General features: G+C 68.1%; 15 protein-coding genes and 2 tRNA genes. 7 read left to right on the top strand and 10 right to left on the bottom strand.

Annotation, left to right across the window (positions count from 1 at the left end; genetic code table 11):
• The first annotated feature begins 220 nt into the window (after positions 1-220).
• Complete coding sequence (locus OH146_RS08920; RefSeq protein WP_265159546.1) at positions 221-1,456, top strand: IS481 family transposase; 1,236 nt, start codon at positions 221-223, stop codon at positions 1,454-1,456.
• Positions 1,457-1,468: 12 nt separating this feature from the next.
• Here the strand turns inward: OH146_RS08920 and OH146_RS08915 are convergent.
• From OH146_RS08915 to serS, 5 genes are all read right to left on the bottom strand, one after another.
• Positions 1,469-1,558 (bottom strand) — tRNA-Ser (locus OH146_RS08915).
• 59 nt (positions 1,559-1,617) lie between these two features.
• Positions 1,618-2,859 carry an LCP family protein gene (locus tag OH146_RS08910; RefSeq protein WP_265159544.1) on the bottom strand — a complete coding sequence of 414 codons (1,242 nt, stop codon included), beginning with the start codon at positions 2,857-2,859 and terminating at the stop codon, positions 1,618-1,620.
• Positions 2,860-2,887: 28 nt separating this feature from the next.
• Positions 2,888-2,975, bottom strand: a tRNA-Ser gene (locus OH146_RS08905).
• Between the two features lie 112 nt (positions 2,976-3,087).
• The gene (locus OH146_RS08900; RefSeq protein WP_265159542.1) at positions 3,088-3,987 is read right to left on the bottom strand and encodes an HAD family hydrolase; all 900 of its coding nucleotides are present in this window, start codon (positions 3,985-3,987) and stop codon (positions 3,088-3,090) included.
• Positions 3,984-5,246: a serine--tRNA ligase gene (gene serS / locus OH146_RS08895; RefSeq protein WP_265159540.1), complete on the bottom strand. Its 1,263-nt coding sequence runs from the start codon at positions 5,244-5,246 to the stop codon at positions 3,984-3,986. Before serS ends, OH146_RS08900 begins: the two co-directional genes overlap by 4 nt.
• A 43-nt stretch (positions 5,247-5,289) precedes the next feature.
• Here serS and OH146_RS08890 point away from each other — a divergent pair, with 43 nt between their 5' ends.
• A complete protein-coding gene (locus OH146_RS08890) occupies positions 5,290-6,264 on the top strand; it encodes a diacylglycerol/lipid kinase family protein (RefSeq protein ID WP_265159538.1) in 975 nt (324 codons plus the stop codon).
• Positions 6,265-6,352: 88 nt separating this feature from the next.
• On the opposite strand, the gene OH146_RS08885 is transcribed toward OH146_RS08890, so the two are convergent.
• The 4 genes from OH146_RS08885 to pheA all read right to left on the bottom strand — a co-directional run bounded on the left by OH146_RS08885 (position 6,353) and on the right by pheA (position 10,446).
• On the bottom strand, positions 6,353-7,534 hold the full coding sequence (locus OH146_RS08885; protein ID WP_265159536.1) for an NAD(P)-dependent malic enzyme: 1,182 nt from the start codon (positions 7,532-7,534) through the stop codon (positions 6,353-6,355).
• Positions 7,535-7,716: 182 nt separating this feature from the next.
• Positions 7,717-8,997, bottom strand: a complete 1,281-nt coding sequence (locus OH146_RS08880; protein WP_279348701.1) for a methyltransferase domain-containing protein — start codon at positions 8,995-8,997, stop codon at positions 7,717-7,719.
• 4 nt (positions 8,998-9,001) lie between these two features.
• A complete protein-coding gene (locus tag OH146_RS08875) occupies positions 9,002-9,493 on the bottom strand; it encodes a hypothetical protein (protein WP_265159534.1) in 492 nt (163 codons plus the stop codon).
• Positions 9,490-10,446, bottom strand: a complete 957-nt coding sequence (gene pheA / locus OH146_RS08870; RefSeq protein ID WP_265159532.1) for a prephenate dehydratase — start codon at positions 10,444-10,446, stop codon at positions 9,490-9,492. Before pheA ends, OH146_RS08875 begins: the two co-directional genes overlap by 4 nt.
• A 34-nt stretch (positions 10,447-10,480) precedes the next feature.
• On the opposite strand from pheA, the gene pgm reads away from it, so the two are divergent.
• Complete coding sequence (gene pgm / locus OH146_RS08865; protein WP_265159530.1) at positions 10,481-12,100, top strand: phosphoglucomutase (alpha-D-glucose-1,6-bisphosphate-dependent); 1,620 nt, start codon at positions 10,481-10,483, stop codon at positions 12,098-12,100.
• Between the two features lies 1 nt (position 12,101).
• Here the strand turns inward: pgm and OH146_RS13960 are convergent, their stop codons facing one another.
• The gene (locus OH146_RS13960) at positions 12,102-12,959 is read right to left on the bottom strand and encodes a M15 family metallopeptidase (RefSeq protein ID WP_265159528.1); all 858 of its coding nucleotides are present in this window, start codon (positions 12,957-12,959) and stop codon (positions 12,102-12,104) included.
• Between the two features lie 209 nt (positions 12,960-13,168).
• On the opposite strand from OH146_RS13960, the gene OH146_RS08855 reads away from it, so the two are divergent.
• The 4 genes from OH146_RS08855 to OH146_RS08840 all read left to right on the top strand — a co-directional run bounded on the left by OH146_RS08855 (position 13,169) and on the right by OH146_RS08840 (position 18,007).
• Positions 13,169-14,473, top strand: a complete 1,305-nt coding sequence (locus OH146_RS08855) for an ABC transporter substrate-binding protein (protein WP_265159526.1) — start codon at positions 13,169-13,171, stop codon at positions 14,471-14,473.
• Between the two features lie 86 nt (positions 14,474-14,559).
• A complete protein-coding gene (locus OH146_RS08850; RefSeq protein WP_265159524.1) occupies positions 14,560-15,588 on the top strand; it encodes a carbohydrate ABC transporter permease in 1,029 nt (342 codons plus the stop codon).
• 98 nt (positions 15,589-15,686) lie between these two features.
• Positions 15,687-16,574 carry a carbohydrate ABC transporter permease gene (locus OH146_RS08845; RefSeq protein WP_372508489.1) on the top strand — a complete coding sequence of 296 codons (888 nt, stop codon included), beginning with the start codon at positions 15,687-15,689 and terminating at the stop codon, positions 16,572-16,574.
• The gene (locus OH146_RS08840) at positions 16,574-18,007 is read left to right on the top strand and encodes a glycoside hydrolase family 1 protein (protein ID WP_265159520.1); all 1,434 of its coding nucleotides are present in this window, start codon (positions 16,574-16,576) and stop codon (positions 18,005-18,007) included. Before OH146_RS08845 ends, OH146_RS08840 begins: the two co-directional genes overlap by 1 nt.
• The last annotated feature ends 10 nt before the right edge of the window (positions 18,008-18,017 follow it).

Below are 18,017 nucleotides of genomic sequence, written 5' to 3'. Positions count from 1 at the left end.
GCGCATCGCACAGAAACCCAGCATCGCCAAGGGAGCGAGTGCGCCCAGGAACGCGAAAACCCCCGAACCCTTGAGGCTTCGGGGGTTTTCGCATCCGTTTCGGACTAACGCGGAGACGGAGGTGTCGTGCCTCAGGACATCCGCGACATATCTCTCACGACATCCGCGACACGTCTCTCAAGTGATCAGCGACAGGGTGGCGTGTTGCTGATGCTCGAGCATGTCGAAGGCCCGCCTCGTGCTCACCGCCCTGTTCATCGACCAGCAGTCCCCGGCCGAGGTTGCCGCCCGTTACGGAGTGCACCGCTCGTGGGTCTACCGGTTGAAGGCCCGCTACGAAGCCGAGGGAGAGGCTGCCTTCCAGCCCCGCTCTCGCAGGCCCAAGACCTCTCCCACCGGCACCAGCACCAAAACAGTCGAGTTGATCATCCGACTGCGCCGCGAGCTCGGCGGCACCGGGCACGACGCTGGACCCGACACCATCGCCTGGCACCTACGCCACCACCACCGGATTACCGTCTCCCCTGCAACCATCAGCCGCCACCTCAGCCGCGCCGGCCTAGTCACCCCGCAACCGAAAAAGCGACCACGCTCCTCCTACATCCGCTTCGAAGCGGACCTGCCCAACGAGACCTGGCAATCAGACTTCACCCACTACCGCCTCAGCACCGGAACCGACGTCGAGATCCTCACCTGGCTCGATGACCACTCCCGCTACGCCCTCTCCATCACCGCCCACCGTCCCGTCACCGCCGGAATTGTTGCGACCGTCTTCCGAAGCACGGCGACCACCTACGGCATCCCCGCCTCCACCCTCACCGACAACGGCATGGTCTTCACCACCCGCTTCGCCGGTCGAGGACGCCAAGGCGGCCGCAACGCGCTCGAGAACGAACTGCGCCGACTCCACGTCACTCAGAAAAACTCCCGGCCAGGGCATCCGACTACTTGCGGAAAGGTTGAGCGCTTCCAGCAGACCCTGAAGAACTGGCTTCGCGCTCAACACTCTCAGCCCAGCACTCCAGCTGAGCTGCACCACCTACTCGACCAGTTCCGCACCTACTACAACCAGCATCGCCCGCACCGCTCGCTGCCCCACCACGCGACACCAGCAGCGACCTACGCGGCCCGCCCCAAAGCCCTCCCGCAACAACGACGCGACAACGACACCCACGACCGCATCCGTCACGACCGGGTCGACACCAGCGGCACCGTCACCCTCCGCCACAACAGCAAACTCCACCGCATCGGCGTCGGACGACCCCACGCAGGAACCCACGTCATCCTGCTCATCCAGGACCTCGACATCCGCATCGTCAACCCCATCACCGGAGAAGTCCTGCGCCAACTGACCCTCGACCCCAGCCGCGACTACCAGCCCCGAAACCCGACAAACCCCAGAAACGACAAAAGGCCGAACCCACACAATGGGTTCGACCTGTCGCCGATCTCTTGAGAGATCACAACGCGGAGACGGAGGGATTTGAACCCTCGGTCCCCATTAAGGGGACTCCACCTTAGCAGGGTGGTGCACTAGGCCTGACTATGCGACGTCTCCAGTCACTCGACCCATCATAGCGGCACACGGCCGAGACGCCGATTCGAGGCGGATGCTCGCTAGTTGTTGACCTTCGAGCAGGTGTTCTGCGCTGCCGACTGCCCCAGCAGGCCCTCGATCACCTCGGGCTCTTCGGGCGCGGCGGTCTCCCCCGGTGCGGACGGTGTGGCGGATGCCTCGGGTTCCGTCGGCGTCTCAGGGTTCGTTGGCGGGGTTGTCGCCTCCGGGTTTGAGACGGAGCCGCGCCCCGTCTCCTCCGCCACGACCGGCTGGTCGTTCTGCAGCCGCTCCATGAGCTCCTCTGCGACGGAGCGGACGGGGGCGACCTTGCCCTCGTAGACGCCGCCGACGCCCGTCGTGGAGGGGTACTGCACGAAGGTGATGCGGTCGAGGCTCATGTTCCTGAAGACCTGGGCCATGGCGACGAGGGTCGTGATATTCGTCATGCTCGTCGACAGCGTCATCGACTGGGTCGCGGCCGTCGCGAGACGGTAGATGGCGGCCGGGTCGTCGAGCACGCCCTCCGCCGTCACCTTACGCACGAGCGCGGAGAGAAACACCTGCTGCGAACTGATGCGCCCCAGGTCGCTCCCGTCGCCGACGCCGTGGCGGCTGCGGAGGAAGGCGAGGGCGTCCTGTCCGAGCAAAGTCCAGTCCCCCGCGCTCGGCAGGTTGATGCCGGAGTAGCGGTCGATCAGGGGTCCCGTCGTGCAGACGGTGACCCCGCCGACGGCGGTCGACATGTTGACGACGCCGTTGAAGGTCGTCATGGCCGCGAAGGGGATGTCGAGCCCCGTGAGCTCCTCGATCGTGAGGGCGACGCACGGGAGACCGCCGTAGTAATAGGCCTCGTTGAGGGGCCGGGCCGACATGGAGGCGTAGCGCCCCTCGCCATCCTCGCGTGGGCAGGAGGGAATGGGCACCACGAGGTCGCGCGGGAAGCTCACGGCCGTGGCATTCGTGTGGTCTGCCGAGACGTGCACCAGGATGTTCACGTCATTCAGAACGGACTCGCGGTCGTAGTTCTCATCGATGCCGACGATGAGCACGTTGAAGCCACCCTCGAAGTCGCCGATGGCGGGCACGCCACCCTCGTCGCCGTCGAGCGCGACCGTGTCGATGTTGGCCTCAAGCTGCTGCACCGTGATGCCAGCGACCGCGAGGCCGCTCACCAGCACGACGACGAGCGCGGCGCCGAGCAACTGCAGCAGACCCATGAGGGGACTCGAGGGGCGAAGCCGACCGTGACGCGCGATGCTGCGGGGAGCGGTGCCGCCCGGTCGTTGCGTCGTTCGAGCCACGCTCAGCAGCCTCCCATCGTTCCCGTTGTGGCGGAGGGCGTGGGATTCGAACCCACGAGACATTTCTGCCCACTGGTTTTCAAGACCAGCTCCATCGGCCGCTCGGACAGCCCTCCCGGAGTGTTCCCCGAGGGCCGAGTCTAACGGATGCTGCGAACTATGGGTTGAGTGGGATTGGCCGGCGCGGCTCACCCGATCGCTGGCGCAATTGCCGACATGCGAGCCGCGCTACTGAACCTGCGCCAGTGCCGCCGCGAGGCCGTCCTCGTCGTCGCTGCCCGTGACCTCGTTGGCCGCGGCCTTGACCTCCTCGGGCGCCTGCCCCATCGCGACGCCCCGGCCGAGGGTTGCCGCCCACTCGAGCAGCTCCAGGTCGTTGCGGCCGTCGCCGACCGCGAGCACTCGCGAGCGCGGCCAGTCGAGCCACTCGCGGACGCGCTCCATGCCGGTCGCCTTGTTGACGCCGTCGGGAGCGATGTCGAGCCACGCGGTCCAGCCGATGTTGTAGCTGACCTTGTGCAGGCCGATCTCCTCGACGATGCTCAGGAACTCTTCCTGCCCGTGCTCGAACGACAGCACGACGACGCGCGTCGCTTCGAGCCCAAGGAGGTCTTCAAACTCGACCTCCGTGCTCGACAGGCCGAGGGACGCGTTCGGGAACTCCCCCACATAGCGGTAGTGGCCGTGCTCGTCCTCGACCGCGAAACTGGCCCCCTCCAGCCGGTCGTGAATCGCCGTCAGCACACCCGTCGGGTCGAAGGTCTCGACGTGCGCACGTGTGTAGCCGAGCGGGGCATCCGGGTCACGACGCATCGTCACGGCGCCGTTCGAGCACACGAGGTACTCGGGCTCGATCTCGAGCTCCGCGATCACGGGCAACGTCATCGACACGGCGCGACCCGTCGCGATCATGACCTCGTGCCCCGCGTCGCGTAGGCGTGCGACCTCGCCCGCCACCGGCGGAGTGATGGTGCCGTCGGCAAGCATGATGGTGCCGTCCACGTCGAGGGCGACCAGCCACGGGGCATCCGTCTCGGCAACGGATGCGTCGGGCCCGACCTCCTCGTCGGGCGCATCCGGCTCGGGGATCGAGTCGGGAACTGGCTGATTCTTGACCGACTCGCTCACACGGGCTCCGCAATCTCAAGTCCACCCAGGTACGGGCGCAGCGCTTCAGGAATCCTGACCGAGCCGTCGGCCTGCTGGTGGGTCTCGAGAATGGCGACGAGCCAGCGCGTCGTCGCGAGCGTGCCGTTGAGCGTCGCGACAGGAGCCGTCTTGCCGGTCTCGGTGCGCGAGCGGATGTCGAGGCGACGCGCCTGGTACGTCGTGCAGTTGGAGGTGCTCGTCAGCTCGCGGTAGGTGCCCTGCGTCGGCACCCACGCCTCGATGTCGAACTTGCGGGCCGCGCTCGACCCCAGGTCGCCCGCCGCGACATCAATCACGCGGTAGGAGAGTTCGCACGCCTGCAGCATCGACTCCTGGAAGCCAACAAGCCGCTCGTGCTCCGCCTCGGCATCCTCGGGCAGCGCGTAGCTGAACATCTCCAGCTTGTTGAACTGGTGCACGCGCAGGATGCCGCGATTGTCCTTGCCCGCCGAGCCCGCCTCTCGGCGGTAGCACGTCGACCAGCCCGCATAGCGCAAGGGTCCGCCCGAGAGGTCGATGATCTCGTCGGCGTGGTAGCCGGCGAGCGCCACCTCGCTCGTGCCCGTGAGATAGAGCTCGTCGGCGGGCAGGTAGTAGACCTCGTCGGAGTGTTCGCCGAGGAAGCCCGTGCCCGCCATGACCTCCGGCCGCACGAGCGTGGGGGTGATGAGCGGCACGAAACCCTCCGCGACCGCCTTGTCGAGCGCCATGCTCATGAGGGCCAGCTCCAGCCGGGCACCAATGCCTCGGAGGAAGTAGAAGCGGCTGCCCGAGACCTTCACGCCGCGGGGAATGTCGATCGCCCCCAGCAGCTCGCCGAGCTCGGCGTGGTCGCGGGGCTCGAAGTCGAAGGATGCCCGCTCCCCCACCTCGCGCAAGGTGACGAAGTCCTCCTCGCCGCCCGAGGGCACACCCTCGATGATGGGGTTCTGGATGGCGCCGGCGATCCTCGCGAACTCGGCCTCGGCATCCGCCGTTACGGCCGCGAGCTCCTTGACGCGGGCGGCCATCTGCTGCGCCTGCGACAGCAACGCCTGCTTCTCGTCGCCCTTCGCCTGCGCCACCTGCTTGCCGAAGGCCTTCTGTTCGGCGCGCAACGACTCCGACTCGGCAATCGCGGCGCGGCGGCGGCGGTCAGCGTCGAGCGCCTCGTCGACGAGAGCGGCGGATGCCCCGCGCGCCTGCTGGGACGCCCGGACGACGTCAGGGTTCTCACGGAGCAGCTGCGGGTCGATCACCCTCCCAGTCTATTGGGGCGGGCCATGACGTACCTTGGGACTCGTGACAACCTCACCTCAGCGCGCAGCCGTCGTCTACAACCCCATCAAGGTGGATGTGGAGGCGCTCCGCCGCGTGGTCACCCGCACAGAGCGCGACATGCACTGGCAAGAGACGCTCTGGTTCGAGACATCCATCGAAGATCCCGGTGTCGGCCAGACCCGCGAGGCCATCGCGCAGGGGGCGAGCGTCATCATGGCGGCCGGCGGCGACGGCACCGTGCGCAGCGTCGCCGAAGGAGTGCACGGCACGGATGCTCGGCTCGCCCTACTCCCCTCGGGCACGGGCAACCTGCTCGCCCGCAACCTCGATCTGACGCTCGACAACCTGGAGCACTCGGTCGACACCGCCTTCCTCGGCAAGGACCGCCCCATCGACCTCGGAATCCTCGAGGCGGAACGGCCCGACGGCAGCCGCGAGAAATTCGTGTTCCTCGTCATGGCGGGGGTGGGCCTCGACGCGCAGATGATCGCCAACACGCGGCCCGATCTCAAGAAGAGGGTCGGCTGGCTCGCCTACGTCGACGCGATCGTTCGCTCCCTGCGCTCCAACAACCGGCTGCGCATGCGCTTCAGCGTCGACGGGCAACCCCCTCGCAACATGTCGGCCCACACCGTGCTCGTCGGCAACTGCGGCTCGCTGCCCGGCAACATCCTGCTGCTGCCGGAGGCCGCCGTCGACGACGGCATCTTCGACGTCGTCGCCCTGCGCCCCAAGGGATTCGTCGGCTGGCTGCAGATCTGGGTCAAGATCGTGTGGGAGAACGGGGTGCTGCGGCGCACGCAGGTCGGCCGCAAGCTGCTCAGCTACACCAAGGAGGTGCGCACCCTGCGCTACCTCAAAGGCTCGAGCTTCGTCGCCCGCCTGAGCCGGCCCGAGGAGTTCGAGCTCGACGGAGACGACTTCGGCACGGCGATCGCCCTCAAGGCGACCGTGCAGCCGGGCGGCATCACGGTGCGGGTGCCCGCCGACTCCTGAGCGCCCGGACGGTTGAGTAGGCCCGCCAGGGCCGTATCGAAACCAGGCGTGCTGGCACACCGGTTTCGATACGCTCCTTCGTCGCTACTCAACCGGCGTCGGGAACGACCGCCTTGTGCACAGCGGATGCCACGGCATCCGCCACTCGCGGGTCGAGGGGCGACGGCACGATGTGGTCGGGGGCGAGGTTCTCGGCGGCGAGGTCGGCGATGGCCTGCGCCGCCGCGAGCTTCATGGCCGGCGTGATGCGGCGGGCACGGGCATCCAGCGCACCGCGGAAGATCCCCGGGAAGGCCAGCACATTGTTGATCTGGTTGGGGAAGTCGCTGCGACCCGTCGCCACGACCGCCGCATAGCGGGACGCGACATCCGGCAGCACCTCGGGGTCCGGGTTGGAGAGGGCGAAGATGATCGCGCCCTCATTCATGCCCTCCAGGTGCGACTCGTCGACCTTGGAGGACGAAACGCCGATGAAGGCGTCGGCGCCCGCGAGCGCCTCCCGCGTGCCGCCCTCCAGGTTGCCGTGGTTGGTGATGGTCGCGTACTGCGCCTTGACCCCGGAGAGGTCGGTGCGCGACTTCGAGAGGATGCCCTTCGAGTCGAGCAGCACGATGTCGCCGACCCCGGCCGAGAGCAGCGCCTCCGCGATCGCGATGCCGGCCGCGCCCGCGCCGCTGATGACGACCCGCATGGCGTCGAAGGACTTGTCGACGACCCGCGCCGCATTCGTGAGGGCCGCAAGCACGACGACGGCGGTGCCGTGCTGGTCGTCGTGCATGACGGGGCAGTCGAGGGCTTCGATGAGGCGCTCCTCGAGCTCGAAGCAGCGCGGGGCGGAGACGTCCTCCAGGTTGACGGCGCCGAAGCTGGGGCGCAGCCGCACGAGGGTCTCCACGATCTCGTCGACATCGGTCGTGTCGAGCACGAGCGGGATCGAGTCGAGGCCACCGAACTCGCGGAACAGCGCACTCTTGCCCTCCATGACGGGGAGGGATGCCGCGGCGCCGATGTCACCGAGACCGAGCACGGCGGTGCCATCCGAGACCACGACGACGAGCCGCGACGCCCACGTGTGCGTCGCGTGCATTCCCGGATCGGCCGCGATTGCGCGCGAGACCTGGGCGACGCCGGGCGTGTAGGCGATCGAGAGTTCGCGCTTGCTCGTGAGCGGCATCTTCGAGACGACCGAGAGCTTGCCGCCCTCGTGGGCCGCGAAGATCTCGGCGTCGGTGATGGGTTCCGTCGCGATTGCAGGGGCGTTGGTGGTCATGGAGGTCTCCTCGCTGAAGGCGGTGGCAGGGCACGAATCGGCGGTGCATGAATTGGCGTAGCGCAGTGATGCACGCGGATGCCGGTGATTCGGAAGCCTCGCGAACAGACCTGTGGGTCGTGCCGGAGTTCCGCGCCCAGGCCCGGAGTCGGGGGCCGAATGAGCGTTCCAGAGCTAGAACTCTACCCGACGCGGCGCTCGAGCATCACGATGACCTCGTAGTGGCCCGTGTGCGGGAACATGTCGAGCAGCCGGCCCTGCCGCGCCACGAGCGACGGCATCTCCGCGAGGTCGCGAGCGAGCGAGGCGGCGTTGCAACTCGAGTAGATGACGGTCCGCACGGGCGAATCGTCGAGCATGCGCGCGAGTTCCGGCCCGACGCCGCGCCGGGGTGGGTTGACGATCACGAGCTCGGGGGCGTCGGCGCCTCCCAGGGCGAAGGTCGTGGCATCCATCGCCCGGAACTCCGCGTCGATGCCGGATGCCGCGGCGCTCGCCCGCGCGGCCGCGACGGCCTCCTCGCTCACCTCGACCCCCACGACGCTCCTGCCGGGCGCCGCACAGTGCAGGGCGAAGCCGCCCACACCGCAGTACAGGTCCCACACGCTCGCGGGTGCGGCGGCATCGACCCACTCGGCGGCCTGCGCGTAGAGGGCGCGCGCAACCTCGGTGTTGGTCTGGAAGAAGCTGCGGGTGCGCAGCTGCAGCTCGACGGTCTCGCCATCAGCATCACGATCACCATCTCCATCAGCGCGGTGTTTTCTGCTCAGGGCGGGGTCGGCGGCGGCAGCGCTGAGCAGATTTCGCCGCGCTGATGGCTCGGAGGGCGCGGCGGCGAGCGGCAGCGCGGCCGGAAGCGGCGCGCGCCGCAGTCGCATGGGAAGGAACGCGCGCTGAGTCAGCACGATCTCCTCGTCGCCCTCCAGCACGGCCTTGTGCTCGGGGTGGAGGTTGACGGAGACGACCGCGAGCCGCGGCATCCGCTGCTGTAACCACTCAAGGTGGTCACGCACGACCGCGACGGCGCTCTCACGCGCAACGACGATACGCAGCATGAGCTCGGCGTCGGGCGAGACGGTGACGATGAAGTACTTGAGGATGCCGCGGCGCCGCGGCACGTCGTAGGGCGCGAGCCCCGTGCGCGTCACGAACTCGGCGAGCGCCGGGAAGCACTCCGACAGCTCGTCCGGGTAGAGCGGGCAGTCCTGCAGGTCGACACCGAGCCCCTGCCGGTCGAGGATGCCGAGGGTCGGCTCGGCCACGGAACCGCCAACGACGAGCTTGGCCTTGTTGCGGAAACCCACCTCGGCGCTGCGCACGGGCGGCAACCACTCCAGCTCGCGGTGCTCGGCGAGGAGGGAGCGTACGCTCTGCTGCTTGCCCGCGAGCTGCGCGGGGTAGGGCTGCTCCAGCAGCGAGCAGGAGCGGCAGCGGTTCGCGTCGTAGTAGTGGCAGTCGATCATCGCGTCAGTCGCGCGGATGCCGCGGCTCCCCCATCGCCCGTCGGCGCCACGCCGCCGCGTGCCAGAAGAGCAGGCCGAGTATGCCGAGGGCACCGACCTGGATGGCGGGGGCCGACAACGTCCACGCGACCTGCGCGAGCACGAAATCGACGGGAGGCTCGGGGCCCGTGTAGCCGCCGAAGATGCCGCGATGGGCCCAGGAGATTACCCAGAACCCGCCGATGAGGAGTCCGAGCGAGAGCACCCACAGCAGCGCGATGAACGGGTTGCGCCCCTCGGGCTCGGGGGGCGCGATCGTCGCAGCCGAGGTGGCGGCGGGCGCAGAGGCCTCAGGCCCGACAGGCTCCGTAGGTCGCGCGGGCGGGGCGGCCGCGGCATCCGTCCCTCGTGCGGGTTCCGCCCGCGACGTCACGTGATACACGGCGTCACCGGAGTCGCCGTGCCCCCGCTGGAACGCCGCTGGGTAGCGCGGGTCCAGTGTCGGCTTCTCGCTCATGCGAGGCTCCCCTCCGGCTCACCAGCGATGAGGCCGCGCAGCCAGTCGCGCGCCTCGATGAAGGCGTCGTCTTCGTAGCGGGTCACGACCTGCGGCCGGCGGCCATTCGCGGCCGGGTAGGAGCCGAGGAAGATGACGTTGGGGCTGAAGCGCTTGAGACCGAGCAGCGCGTCGGCGACCCGCTCGTCGAGGATGTGCCCCTCCAGGTCGATCACGAAGCGGTAGCGACCGAGCGCATCCCCGATAGGCCGCGACTCGATGAGATTCATGTTGACGCCGCGCGTCGCGAACTGCTCCAGCATCTCGAGCAGGCGGCCGGCCTTGTCGTCGGGCAGCTCGGCAATGATGCTCGTCTTGTCGGCCCCCGTGCGGTCGGGCACGGGCACCGTGCGGCTCACCAGCACGAAGCGGGTCACCGCGTTGGGGTTGTCGCCGAGATCCTCGGCCAACACCACCACGTCGTGGTGTTCCGTGATGCCGGGCGGGGCGATCGCGGCATCCGCCAGGTCGTTATCGAAGAGGGATGCTGCCGCCGTGACATTCGAGGAGGCCGGGATGTGCGCGTGCTCGGGCAGGTGACGGCCGAGCCACTGGCTGCACTGCGCGTAGGCGACCGGATGCGCGTTGATGGTCTTGACGTCGGCAAGGCTCGTGCCCGGCCGGGCCACGAGCACGAAGTTCACCGGCACAAGGTATTCGCCGATGATGCGCAGCCCGGGAAGGGTCGCGAGCGCGTCCTGGGTCGCACTCACGCCGCCGTCGACCGAGTTCTCGATCGCGATCATCGCCGCAGTGCTACGCCCCTCGAGCACGTCGGCGAGTGCCTGGCCCACATTTGCCACGGGTCGCCATGTCTTGCCTGCCGCCTCCGGGACCTGCGCCAGGGCGGCCTCCGTGAAGGTGCCAGCGGGACCGAGATAGCTGAAGGTCTCGTGTGGCTTGGATTCAGGCATGGCACAGAGTCTATTTGTGGGCCACAGTAAAGGCATGAACGACCGCTCCGGAACCCCCGCCGGCCCCGACGACCTGATCGACGTCGCCGAGCTCGTGCACGCCTACTATTCGCAGACACCGGATGTCTCGATCCCGGCGCAGCGCGTAGCCTTCGGCACCTCAGGCCACCGTGGCTCCTCCCTCGACACCGCCTTCAACCAGCAGCACATTGCCGCCATCACGCAGGCGATCGTCGACTACCGCAGCAAGGAGGGCATCGACGGGCCCCTCTTCATCGGCCGGGACACGCACGCGCTCTCGCGGCCCGCCGAGACGACGGCGCTCGAGGTGCTCGTCGCCAACCGGGTCGACGTCCGAGTGGATGCTTACGCGGACTATGTGCCCACGCCCGCCCTCTCGCACGCGATCATCCGCTACAACCAGGGGCGCAGCGACGGCCTCGCCGACGGCATCGTCATCACCCCCAGCCACAACCCCCCGCGCGACGGTGGCTTCAAGTACAACCCCCCGCACGGCGGGCCCGCCGACAGCGACGCGACCTCGTGGATCGCCGAACGCGCCAACGAGCTCATCGCCGACAACAACGCCGACGTGAAGATGGCCGAGCCGACCGCCGTCGCCACCTACGACTATCGCGGCAACTACGTCGCCGACCTTGCGAGCATCATCGACCTTGACGCAATCCGCGAGTCCGGCATCCGCATTGGCGCTGACCCGCTCGGCGGCGCGAGCGTCAACTACTGGAGCGCCATCAAAGAGCACTACGGCCTCGACCTCACGGTTGTGAACCCCATCGTCGATCCGACGTGGCGCTTCATGACCCTCGACTGGGACGGCAAGATCCGCATGGATCCGTCGTCGCCGTCGGCCATGGCGTCCGTGCTCGCCCACAAGGACGACTACGACATCCTCACGGGCAACGACGCGGACGCCGACCGCCACGGCATCGTCACCCCCGACGGCGGGCTCATGAACCCCAACCACTTCCTCGCCGTCGCCATCAAATACCTCTACGAGCACCGGCCGGACTGGCCCGCGGATGCCGCGATCGGCAAGACGCTCGTCTCCAGCAGCATGATCGACCGCGTCGCCGAATCCCTCGGGCGCACGCTCGTCGAGGTGCCCGTCGGCTTCAAGTGGTTCGTGCCGGGCCTGCGCGACGGCAGCGTCGCCTTCGGCGGCGAGGAGAGCGCGGGAGCCTCCTTCGTGCGCCGCGACGGCAGCACGTGGACGACCGACAAGGACGGCATCCTGCTGTGCCTGCTCGCGGCCGAGATCCGCGCCGTGACAGGCAAGTCGCCGTCGGAGCTCTACGCCGAGCTGGTCGAGGAGTTCGGCGACCCGGCTTATGAGCGCACGGATGCCGCGGCATCCCCCGAACAGAAGGCCAAGCTCTCCAAGCTCAACGGCGACGCCATCACGGCGACGGAACTCGCGGGCGACCCCATCACCGCCAAGCTCAGCGAGGCCCCCGGCAACGGGGCAGCGCTCGGCGGGGTCAAGGTCGTCACCGAGAAGGCCTGGTTCGCGGCTCGCCCGAGCGGCACGGAAGACGTCTACAAGATCTACGCCGAGTCCTTCGAGGGGCCCGAGCATCTGGCCCGCGTGCAGGAGGAGGCCAAGGCGATCGTCGACGAGGTGCTGGGGGCCTGAGCTACACCCCTGGTGGATAGTCCGGTGCGGGCGGCAGGCCGAAGAACTCCTCGAGGGTGAGCGTCTGGGTTTCGTGCAACTCGGCGGCCAGCGCGGTTCCCACGTAACGGTAGTGCCACGGCTCGAAGATGTAGCCCGTGACATCCGTCTTGCCCTGCGGATAGCGCAGGTGGTAGCCGAAGCGCCATGCGTTCTCGGCCAACCACATTCCCTCGGGCGTCGTCGCGAAACACTCCTGGATGCTGCAGACACCGTTGGCAGCCATGATGTCGGCCGTGAGCCCCGTCTGGTGCTCGCTGTAGCCGGGCCGTGCGCTCTGCGCCCTCGCGCGCTCGACGCCGAGTTGCTCCACGAGGCGATTGTGGAGCGACACCTGAGTGCCGTAGGAGCGGTAGGCGTTCTGTATCGCGAGGCTCAACCCCGCCTCTGCGGTTGCCGCGGCGAACATCTGCTCCATCGCACCAGCAGCCTCGGCGCGCAGGGTGGAGCTGCCGGGCACGGCCGCGTTGACGAGGTCCTGCGGGGCGTAGTCGATGGGGTTGAGGGGGCGCAGCTTGTTGCTGACGACCCAGATACTCGTGGGGTCGTCGATCGAGCGCGCGTCGCGGTCGAAGAATGACTTGGGCTTGTCGGCGGGCTCGGCGGGCGGCGTCGACGACGTGCTCGGGGAGGCGCTTGGCTGTGCGCTGGCCGCGGGCGATTCGGACGGCGCGGGCTCGCGGGCTTCGAATCCTCCGCTCGCCCACCACACGGCGGCAACGATGAGTCCTGCGACGACGATGATCGCGAACGCGATGGCGAGGACTCGCCGACGACGGAACGCCGTGGAGGGCCGCCTGTCGTGCTGCGCTGATGTCACGGGGACAGTGTACGGGAGACGAATTTGGGAGCGCTCTCATATTTTTACCCCGTTCTCATCAGGGCTTTCTTGAGCGTTGTCGAATCGTCTGTTGACACCCTCGCGCAGCCTGCTTAGTGTGGCCTCGATTCGTTGGGAGCGCTCTCATGCCCGATCCATGGGAGCGCTCCCACGAACAACACACCCACCACGCACACAAAGGAGTGACCGTGAAGATTTCACGAGGCACCACGGCTGCCGTCGTCGCCGGCGCCGCAGCATTCGCACTGATCGCAACGGGCTGTTCGTCGGAGGCAGGTGCCGACGGCGAAGACATCGAGCTCACCATCACCACCTTCGGCACGTTCGGCTACGACGACCTCTACGCGCAGTACGAGGAGGAGAACCCGGGCATCACCATCAACGCCACCAACATCGACACGGGTGGCAACGCTCGCACCGACGCCTTCACGAAGCTCGCCGCCGGTTCGGGGCTCTCCGACATCGTCGCGGTTGAGGAGGGCTGGCTTGGCGCCATCCAGGAGGTCTCCGACCAGTTCGTCGACCTGCGCGACTTCGGCGCCGACGACATCAAGGACCGCTGGGTCGACTGGAAGCTCGCCCAGGCCACCGACGCCGACGGTCGCATCATCGGCTACGGCACCGACATCGGCCCGACGGGCCTCTGCTACAACGGCCAGCTCTTCGAAGCCGCCGGCATGCCGAGCGATCGCGAGGCCGTGGCGGAGCTCTTCGGCGGCGACGACGCAACGTGGGAGCGCTACTTCGAGCTTGGCAAGCAGTACTACGACGCGACTGGCAAGGCCTGGTTCGACCACTCCGGCTTCGTCTGGAACTCGATCGTCAACCAGCTCGACGAGGGCTACTACACGGCCGACGGCGAGCTCAACGTCGAGGGCAACGCCGAACTCAAGGAGGCCTTCCTCGAGCTCTCCGAGGCGGCGCAGTACGGCCTCTCCGCCGACCAGGCGGCGTGGGACTGGGGCGGCGGCAAGGCGTTCGTCGACGGCACCTTCGCGACCTTCGTCTGCCCCGGCTGGATGCTCGGCGTCGTGCAGGGACAGGTTGAAGCGGGCGGCGGCGACGCCTCCACCGGCTGGGACTTCGCGGATGTCTTCCCCGGCGGCGCTGGCAACTGGGGCGGCGCCTTCCTGACGGTGCCCACGACCTCGGACCACCAGGAGGAGGCTGCCAAGCTCGCCGCCTGGCTGACCGCCCCCGAGCAGCAGGTCGCCCAGTTCGAGGCGGCCGGCACCTTCCCGTCGACGCTCGAGGCGCAGGAGGAACTCGCGGCGAACCCCGAGCCCAACGAGTTCTTCAACGACGCCCCTGTCGGCTCGATCCTCGCGTCGCGCGCCGAGGGTGTCGTCGCCCAGTTCAAGGGACCGGATGACTCGCTCATCCAGGAGAACGTCTTCGGCCCGGCCCTCCGCTCGATCGACGAGGGAACCAAGAACGGCGAGGAGGCCTGGGACGAGGCCATCTCCCTGCTGAACGAGCTCGTCGAGCAGTAGCACCCCGAGCGCGGGCCTCCCCCGCGAGGCCCGCGCTCACTCCCCCCTGAATCTCCTCAGCACCACCACCCACGAGAGGTCACGCCATGAGTTCACTGACGCAGAGGCAGCGGATGAGCCGCCTCGATGTGAAGATCTCGCCGTACCTCTACATCGCGCCGTTCTTCATCCTTTTCGCGCTGGTCGGGCTCTTTCCCCTGCTTTACACCTTCGTCGTCTCGCTCTTCGACTGGCACCTGCTCAAAGGCCAGGGCGACTTCGTGGGCCTCGCGAACTTCACCGCGATCCTCGAGGACCGCTTCTTCTGGAACTCAATCTTCAACACCTTCAGCATCTTCCTGCTCTCGGCAATCCCGCAGCTCATCGCGGCGCTCGTGATCGCCGCGGTGCTCGACGCCAACATCCGCGCCAAGACCTTCTGGCGAATGGCCGTGCTCCTGCCCTACGTCGTGACCCCCGTCGCGGTGTCGATCATCTTCAGCAACCTCTTCGGCGACGACTACGGCCTCATCAACAACCTCCTGCAGAACTTCGGCCTCGACCCCGTCGCCTGGCACCGCGACACCTTCGCGAGCCACTTCGCGATCGCGACCATGGTCAACTGGCGCTGGACCGGCTACAACGCGCTCATCCTGCTGGCCGCCATGCAGGCGGTGCCCCGTGAGCTGCACGAGTCGGCCGCGATCGACGGTGCGGGTGCCGTCCGCCGCTTCATGTCGATCACGATCCCGAGCATCCGCCCCACCATGATCTTCGTCATCATCACCGCGACGATCGGCGGCCTGCAGATCTTCGCGGAGCCGCGCCTCTTCGACCCCGCCACCGCGGGCGGCGTGGGCGGCTCGCACCGGCAGTTCCAGACGACCGTGCTCTACCTCTGGGAGATGGCGTTCTTCCGTCAGAACTTCGGCGAGGCGGCCGCGATCGCCTGGCTGCTCTTCCTCATCATCGTCGTGATCGGGTTCATCAACTTCATGCTCACCCGCCGCATCGCCACGGGAGAGTCCGCAGGTCCGCGCCGCATGTTCCTGCGTCGACGCCGCCGCCCGCGGGAGAAACAGGCTGACAAGACCCTCACGACGCCCGGCACCATCGCAGAGGACGTGAAGCTATGAGCATCCGATCAGCACAGAGCATCCGATCAGCACAGAGCATCCGATCAGCACAGAGCATCCGCACCGCCCCCGAGCAACACGAGGATGTCGCGGCCCCCGTGAACGCACCCCACGAGCCGTACGCCCCCGAGACGACCACGCCGCGCCGCCGTCGCCGCGGCGGGCTCGGCATCGACCGCAGGCCCGGCTGGTTCGTCTACGCGATCCTCGGCGTCGTGCTCTTCGGCTCCGCCTACCCCTTCTGGTGGTCGTTCGTCATCGGCTCGCGTGACAACCAGGCCCTCGGGTCGGCGTGGCCGCCCCTCATCCCCGGCGGCAACTTCTGGAGCAACGCCGCCCAGGTCTTCGATGCGATCCCCTTCTGGCAGGCGCTCGCCAACAGCCTCATCGTCTCCTCCGTCATCACGATCTCGGTCGTGACCTTCGCGACCCTCGCCGGCTACGCCTTCGCCAAGCTGCGCTTCCGTGGCCGCAACGGCCTCATGGTCGCCGTCATCGCAACCATGGCCATCCCCACCCAGCTCGGCATCATCCCGCTCTTCATCCTCATGCGGCAGTGGGGCTGGACGGGCGAGCTGGGCGCCGTGATCGTGCCGACCCTCGTGACGGCCTTCGGCGTGTTCTTCATGCGCCAGTACCTGGTGGATGTCATTCCCGACGAGCTCATCGAGGCGGCCCGCGTCGACGGCGCCAACATGATCACGACCTTCCTCAACGTCGGCCTGCCTGCCGCCCGCCCCGCCATGGCGATCCTCGGCCTCTTCACGTTCATGACCGCCTGGACCGACTACCTCTGGCCCATGCTCGTGCTGCCCAACAACCCCACCCTTCAGGTGGCTCTCGGGCAACTGCAGTCTGGTTATTACGTGGACTTCTCGATCGTGCTCACAGGTGCGATCCTCTCGACCCTCCCGCTGCTCGTGCTCTTCCTCATCGCGGGCAAGCAGCTCATCTCAGGAATCATGCAAGGAGCAGTGAAGGGCTAGTGCCTCAGCAACTCGAACTCGACAGCCTCCCCCGGGACTTCCTCTGGGGCTCGGCGACCGCCGCCGCCCAGATCGAGGGCGCCGCCCACGAGGACGGCAAGGAGGACTCCATCTGGGACGCCTTCGCGCGCGTGCCGGGCGCCGTCGCGGGCGGCGACACCCCCGAGATCGCGGTCGACCACTACCACCGGATGCCGCAGGACGTCGCCCTCATGAAGCGCCTGGGCCTACAGTCCTACCGTTTCTCCACCAGCTGGGCGCGCATCAAGCCCGGGGACCGCGAGATCAACAAGCAAGGGCTCGCCTTCTACAGCCGTCTTGTTGACGAACTGCTCGAGGCAGGCATCCTGCCCTGGCTGACCCTGTACCACTGGGACCTGCCGCAGGCCGTGCAGGAGAAGGGCGGCTGGGCCGACCGCGACACCGCGTACCGCTTCCGCGACTACGCGACCGCCGTCTACGACGTGCTGGGCGACCGGGTCACCCACTGGACGACCTTCAACGAGCCGCTCTGCTCGTCTCTCATCGGCTACGCGGGCGGGGAGCACGCCCCCGGCCTGCAGGATCCGGGGGCGGCCCTCGCCGCCGTGCACCACCAGCACCTCGGGCACGGGCTGGCGACGCGCGCCCTGCGGGAGCTTGCCGCGCAGGAGAGCCGTGACATCCGCGTCGGCATCACACTCAACCTCACCAACGCCGTGCCGAACGACCCCAGCGACCCCGTCGACCTGGATGCCGCACGCCGGCTCGACGCCCTATGGAACCGGATGTTCCTTGAGCCGATGCTGCTCGGCGCCTACCCGGCCGACCTGCTCGACGACGTCCGCGACCTTGGCCTCGCCGAGCGCATCCAGCCCGGCGACCTCGACGTGATCTCGGCGCCCCTCGACTTCCTCGGCGTCAACCACTACCACGACGACAACGTCAGCGGGCATCCGCTGCCCCCCGGCACCCCGCCCGGCCTGCAGCCGACTCCGCGCCCCAAGTCCTCCCCCTTCCCCGGCTCGGAGCACCTCACCTTCCCGAGCCGCGGCCTACCCCGCACCGCGATGGGCTGGGAGGTCAACCCCGACGGCCTGCGCACCCTGCTCGTGCGGCTCGGTCGCGAATACCCGGCCCTGCCGCCCCTGTATGTCACTGAGAACGGCTCCGCCTACGACGGCGACGAGGTCGTGGAGGGCCGCGTCGCCGACGTCGAGCGCACCGACTTCCTGCGCGCCCACCTCGACGCCGTGCGCGCCGCCGTCGCCGAAGGTGCAGATGTGCGGGGCTACTTCGTCTGGTCTCTGCTCGACAACTTCGAGTGGGCGTGGGGCTACGAGAAGCGCTTCGGCATCGTGCACGTCGACTACGAGACGCAGGAGCGCACCGTCAAAGACAGCGGCCACCTCTACGCCGCCGTCATCGCCGAGCACGCCCGCGTGCATGCCTAGACTGGAGCGC

It is taken from the genome of Homoserinimonas sedimenticola, from assembly GCF_026094475.1.
Lineage (GTDB): Bacteria > Actinomycetota > Actinomycetes > Actinomycetales > Microbacteriaceae > Homoserinimonas > Homoserinimonas sedimenticola.
Note: the sequence above shows the minus strand (reverse complement) of the source record. Positions and strands in the feature narration are given on the sequence as shown.

What these genes read in the sequence shown, in the direction of transcription:
- OH146_RS08920 (WP_265159546.1), top strand. Translation starts at nt 221, where the DNA reads ATGTCGAAGGCCCGCCTCGTGCTCACCGCCCTGTTCATCGACCAGCAG.
- OH146_RS08885 (WP_265159536.1), bottom strand. Translation starts at nt 7,534, where the DNA reads ATGACCACCAACGCCCCTGCAATCGCGACGGAACCCATCACCGACGCC.
- OH146_RS08880 (WP_279348701.1), bottom strand. Translation starts at nt 8,997, where the DNA reads ATGATCGACTGCCACTACTACGACGCGAACCGCTGCCGCTCCTGCTCG.
- OH146_RS08875 (WP_265159534.1), bottom strand. Translation starts at nt 9,493, where the DNA reads ATGAGCGAGAAGCCGACACTGGACCCGCGCTACCCAGCGGCGTTCCAG.
- pheA (WP_265159532.1), bottom strand. Translation starts at nt 10,446, where the DNA reads ATGCCTGAATCCAAGCCACACGAGACCTTCAGCTATCTCGGTCCCGCT.
- pgm (WP_265159530.1), top strand. Translation starts at nt 10,481, where the DNA reads ATGAACGACCGCTCCGGAACCCCCGCCGGCCCCGACGACCTGATCGAC.
- OH146_RS08850 (WP_265159524.1), top strand. Translation starts at nt 14,560, where the DNA reads ATGAGTTCACTGACGCAGAGGCAGCGGATGAGCCGCCTCGATGTGAAG.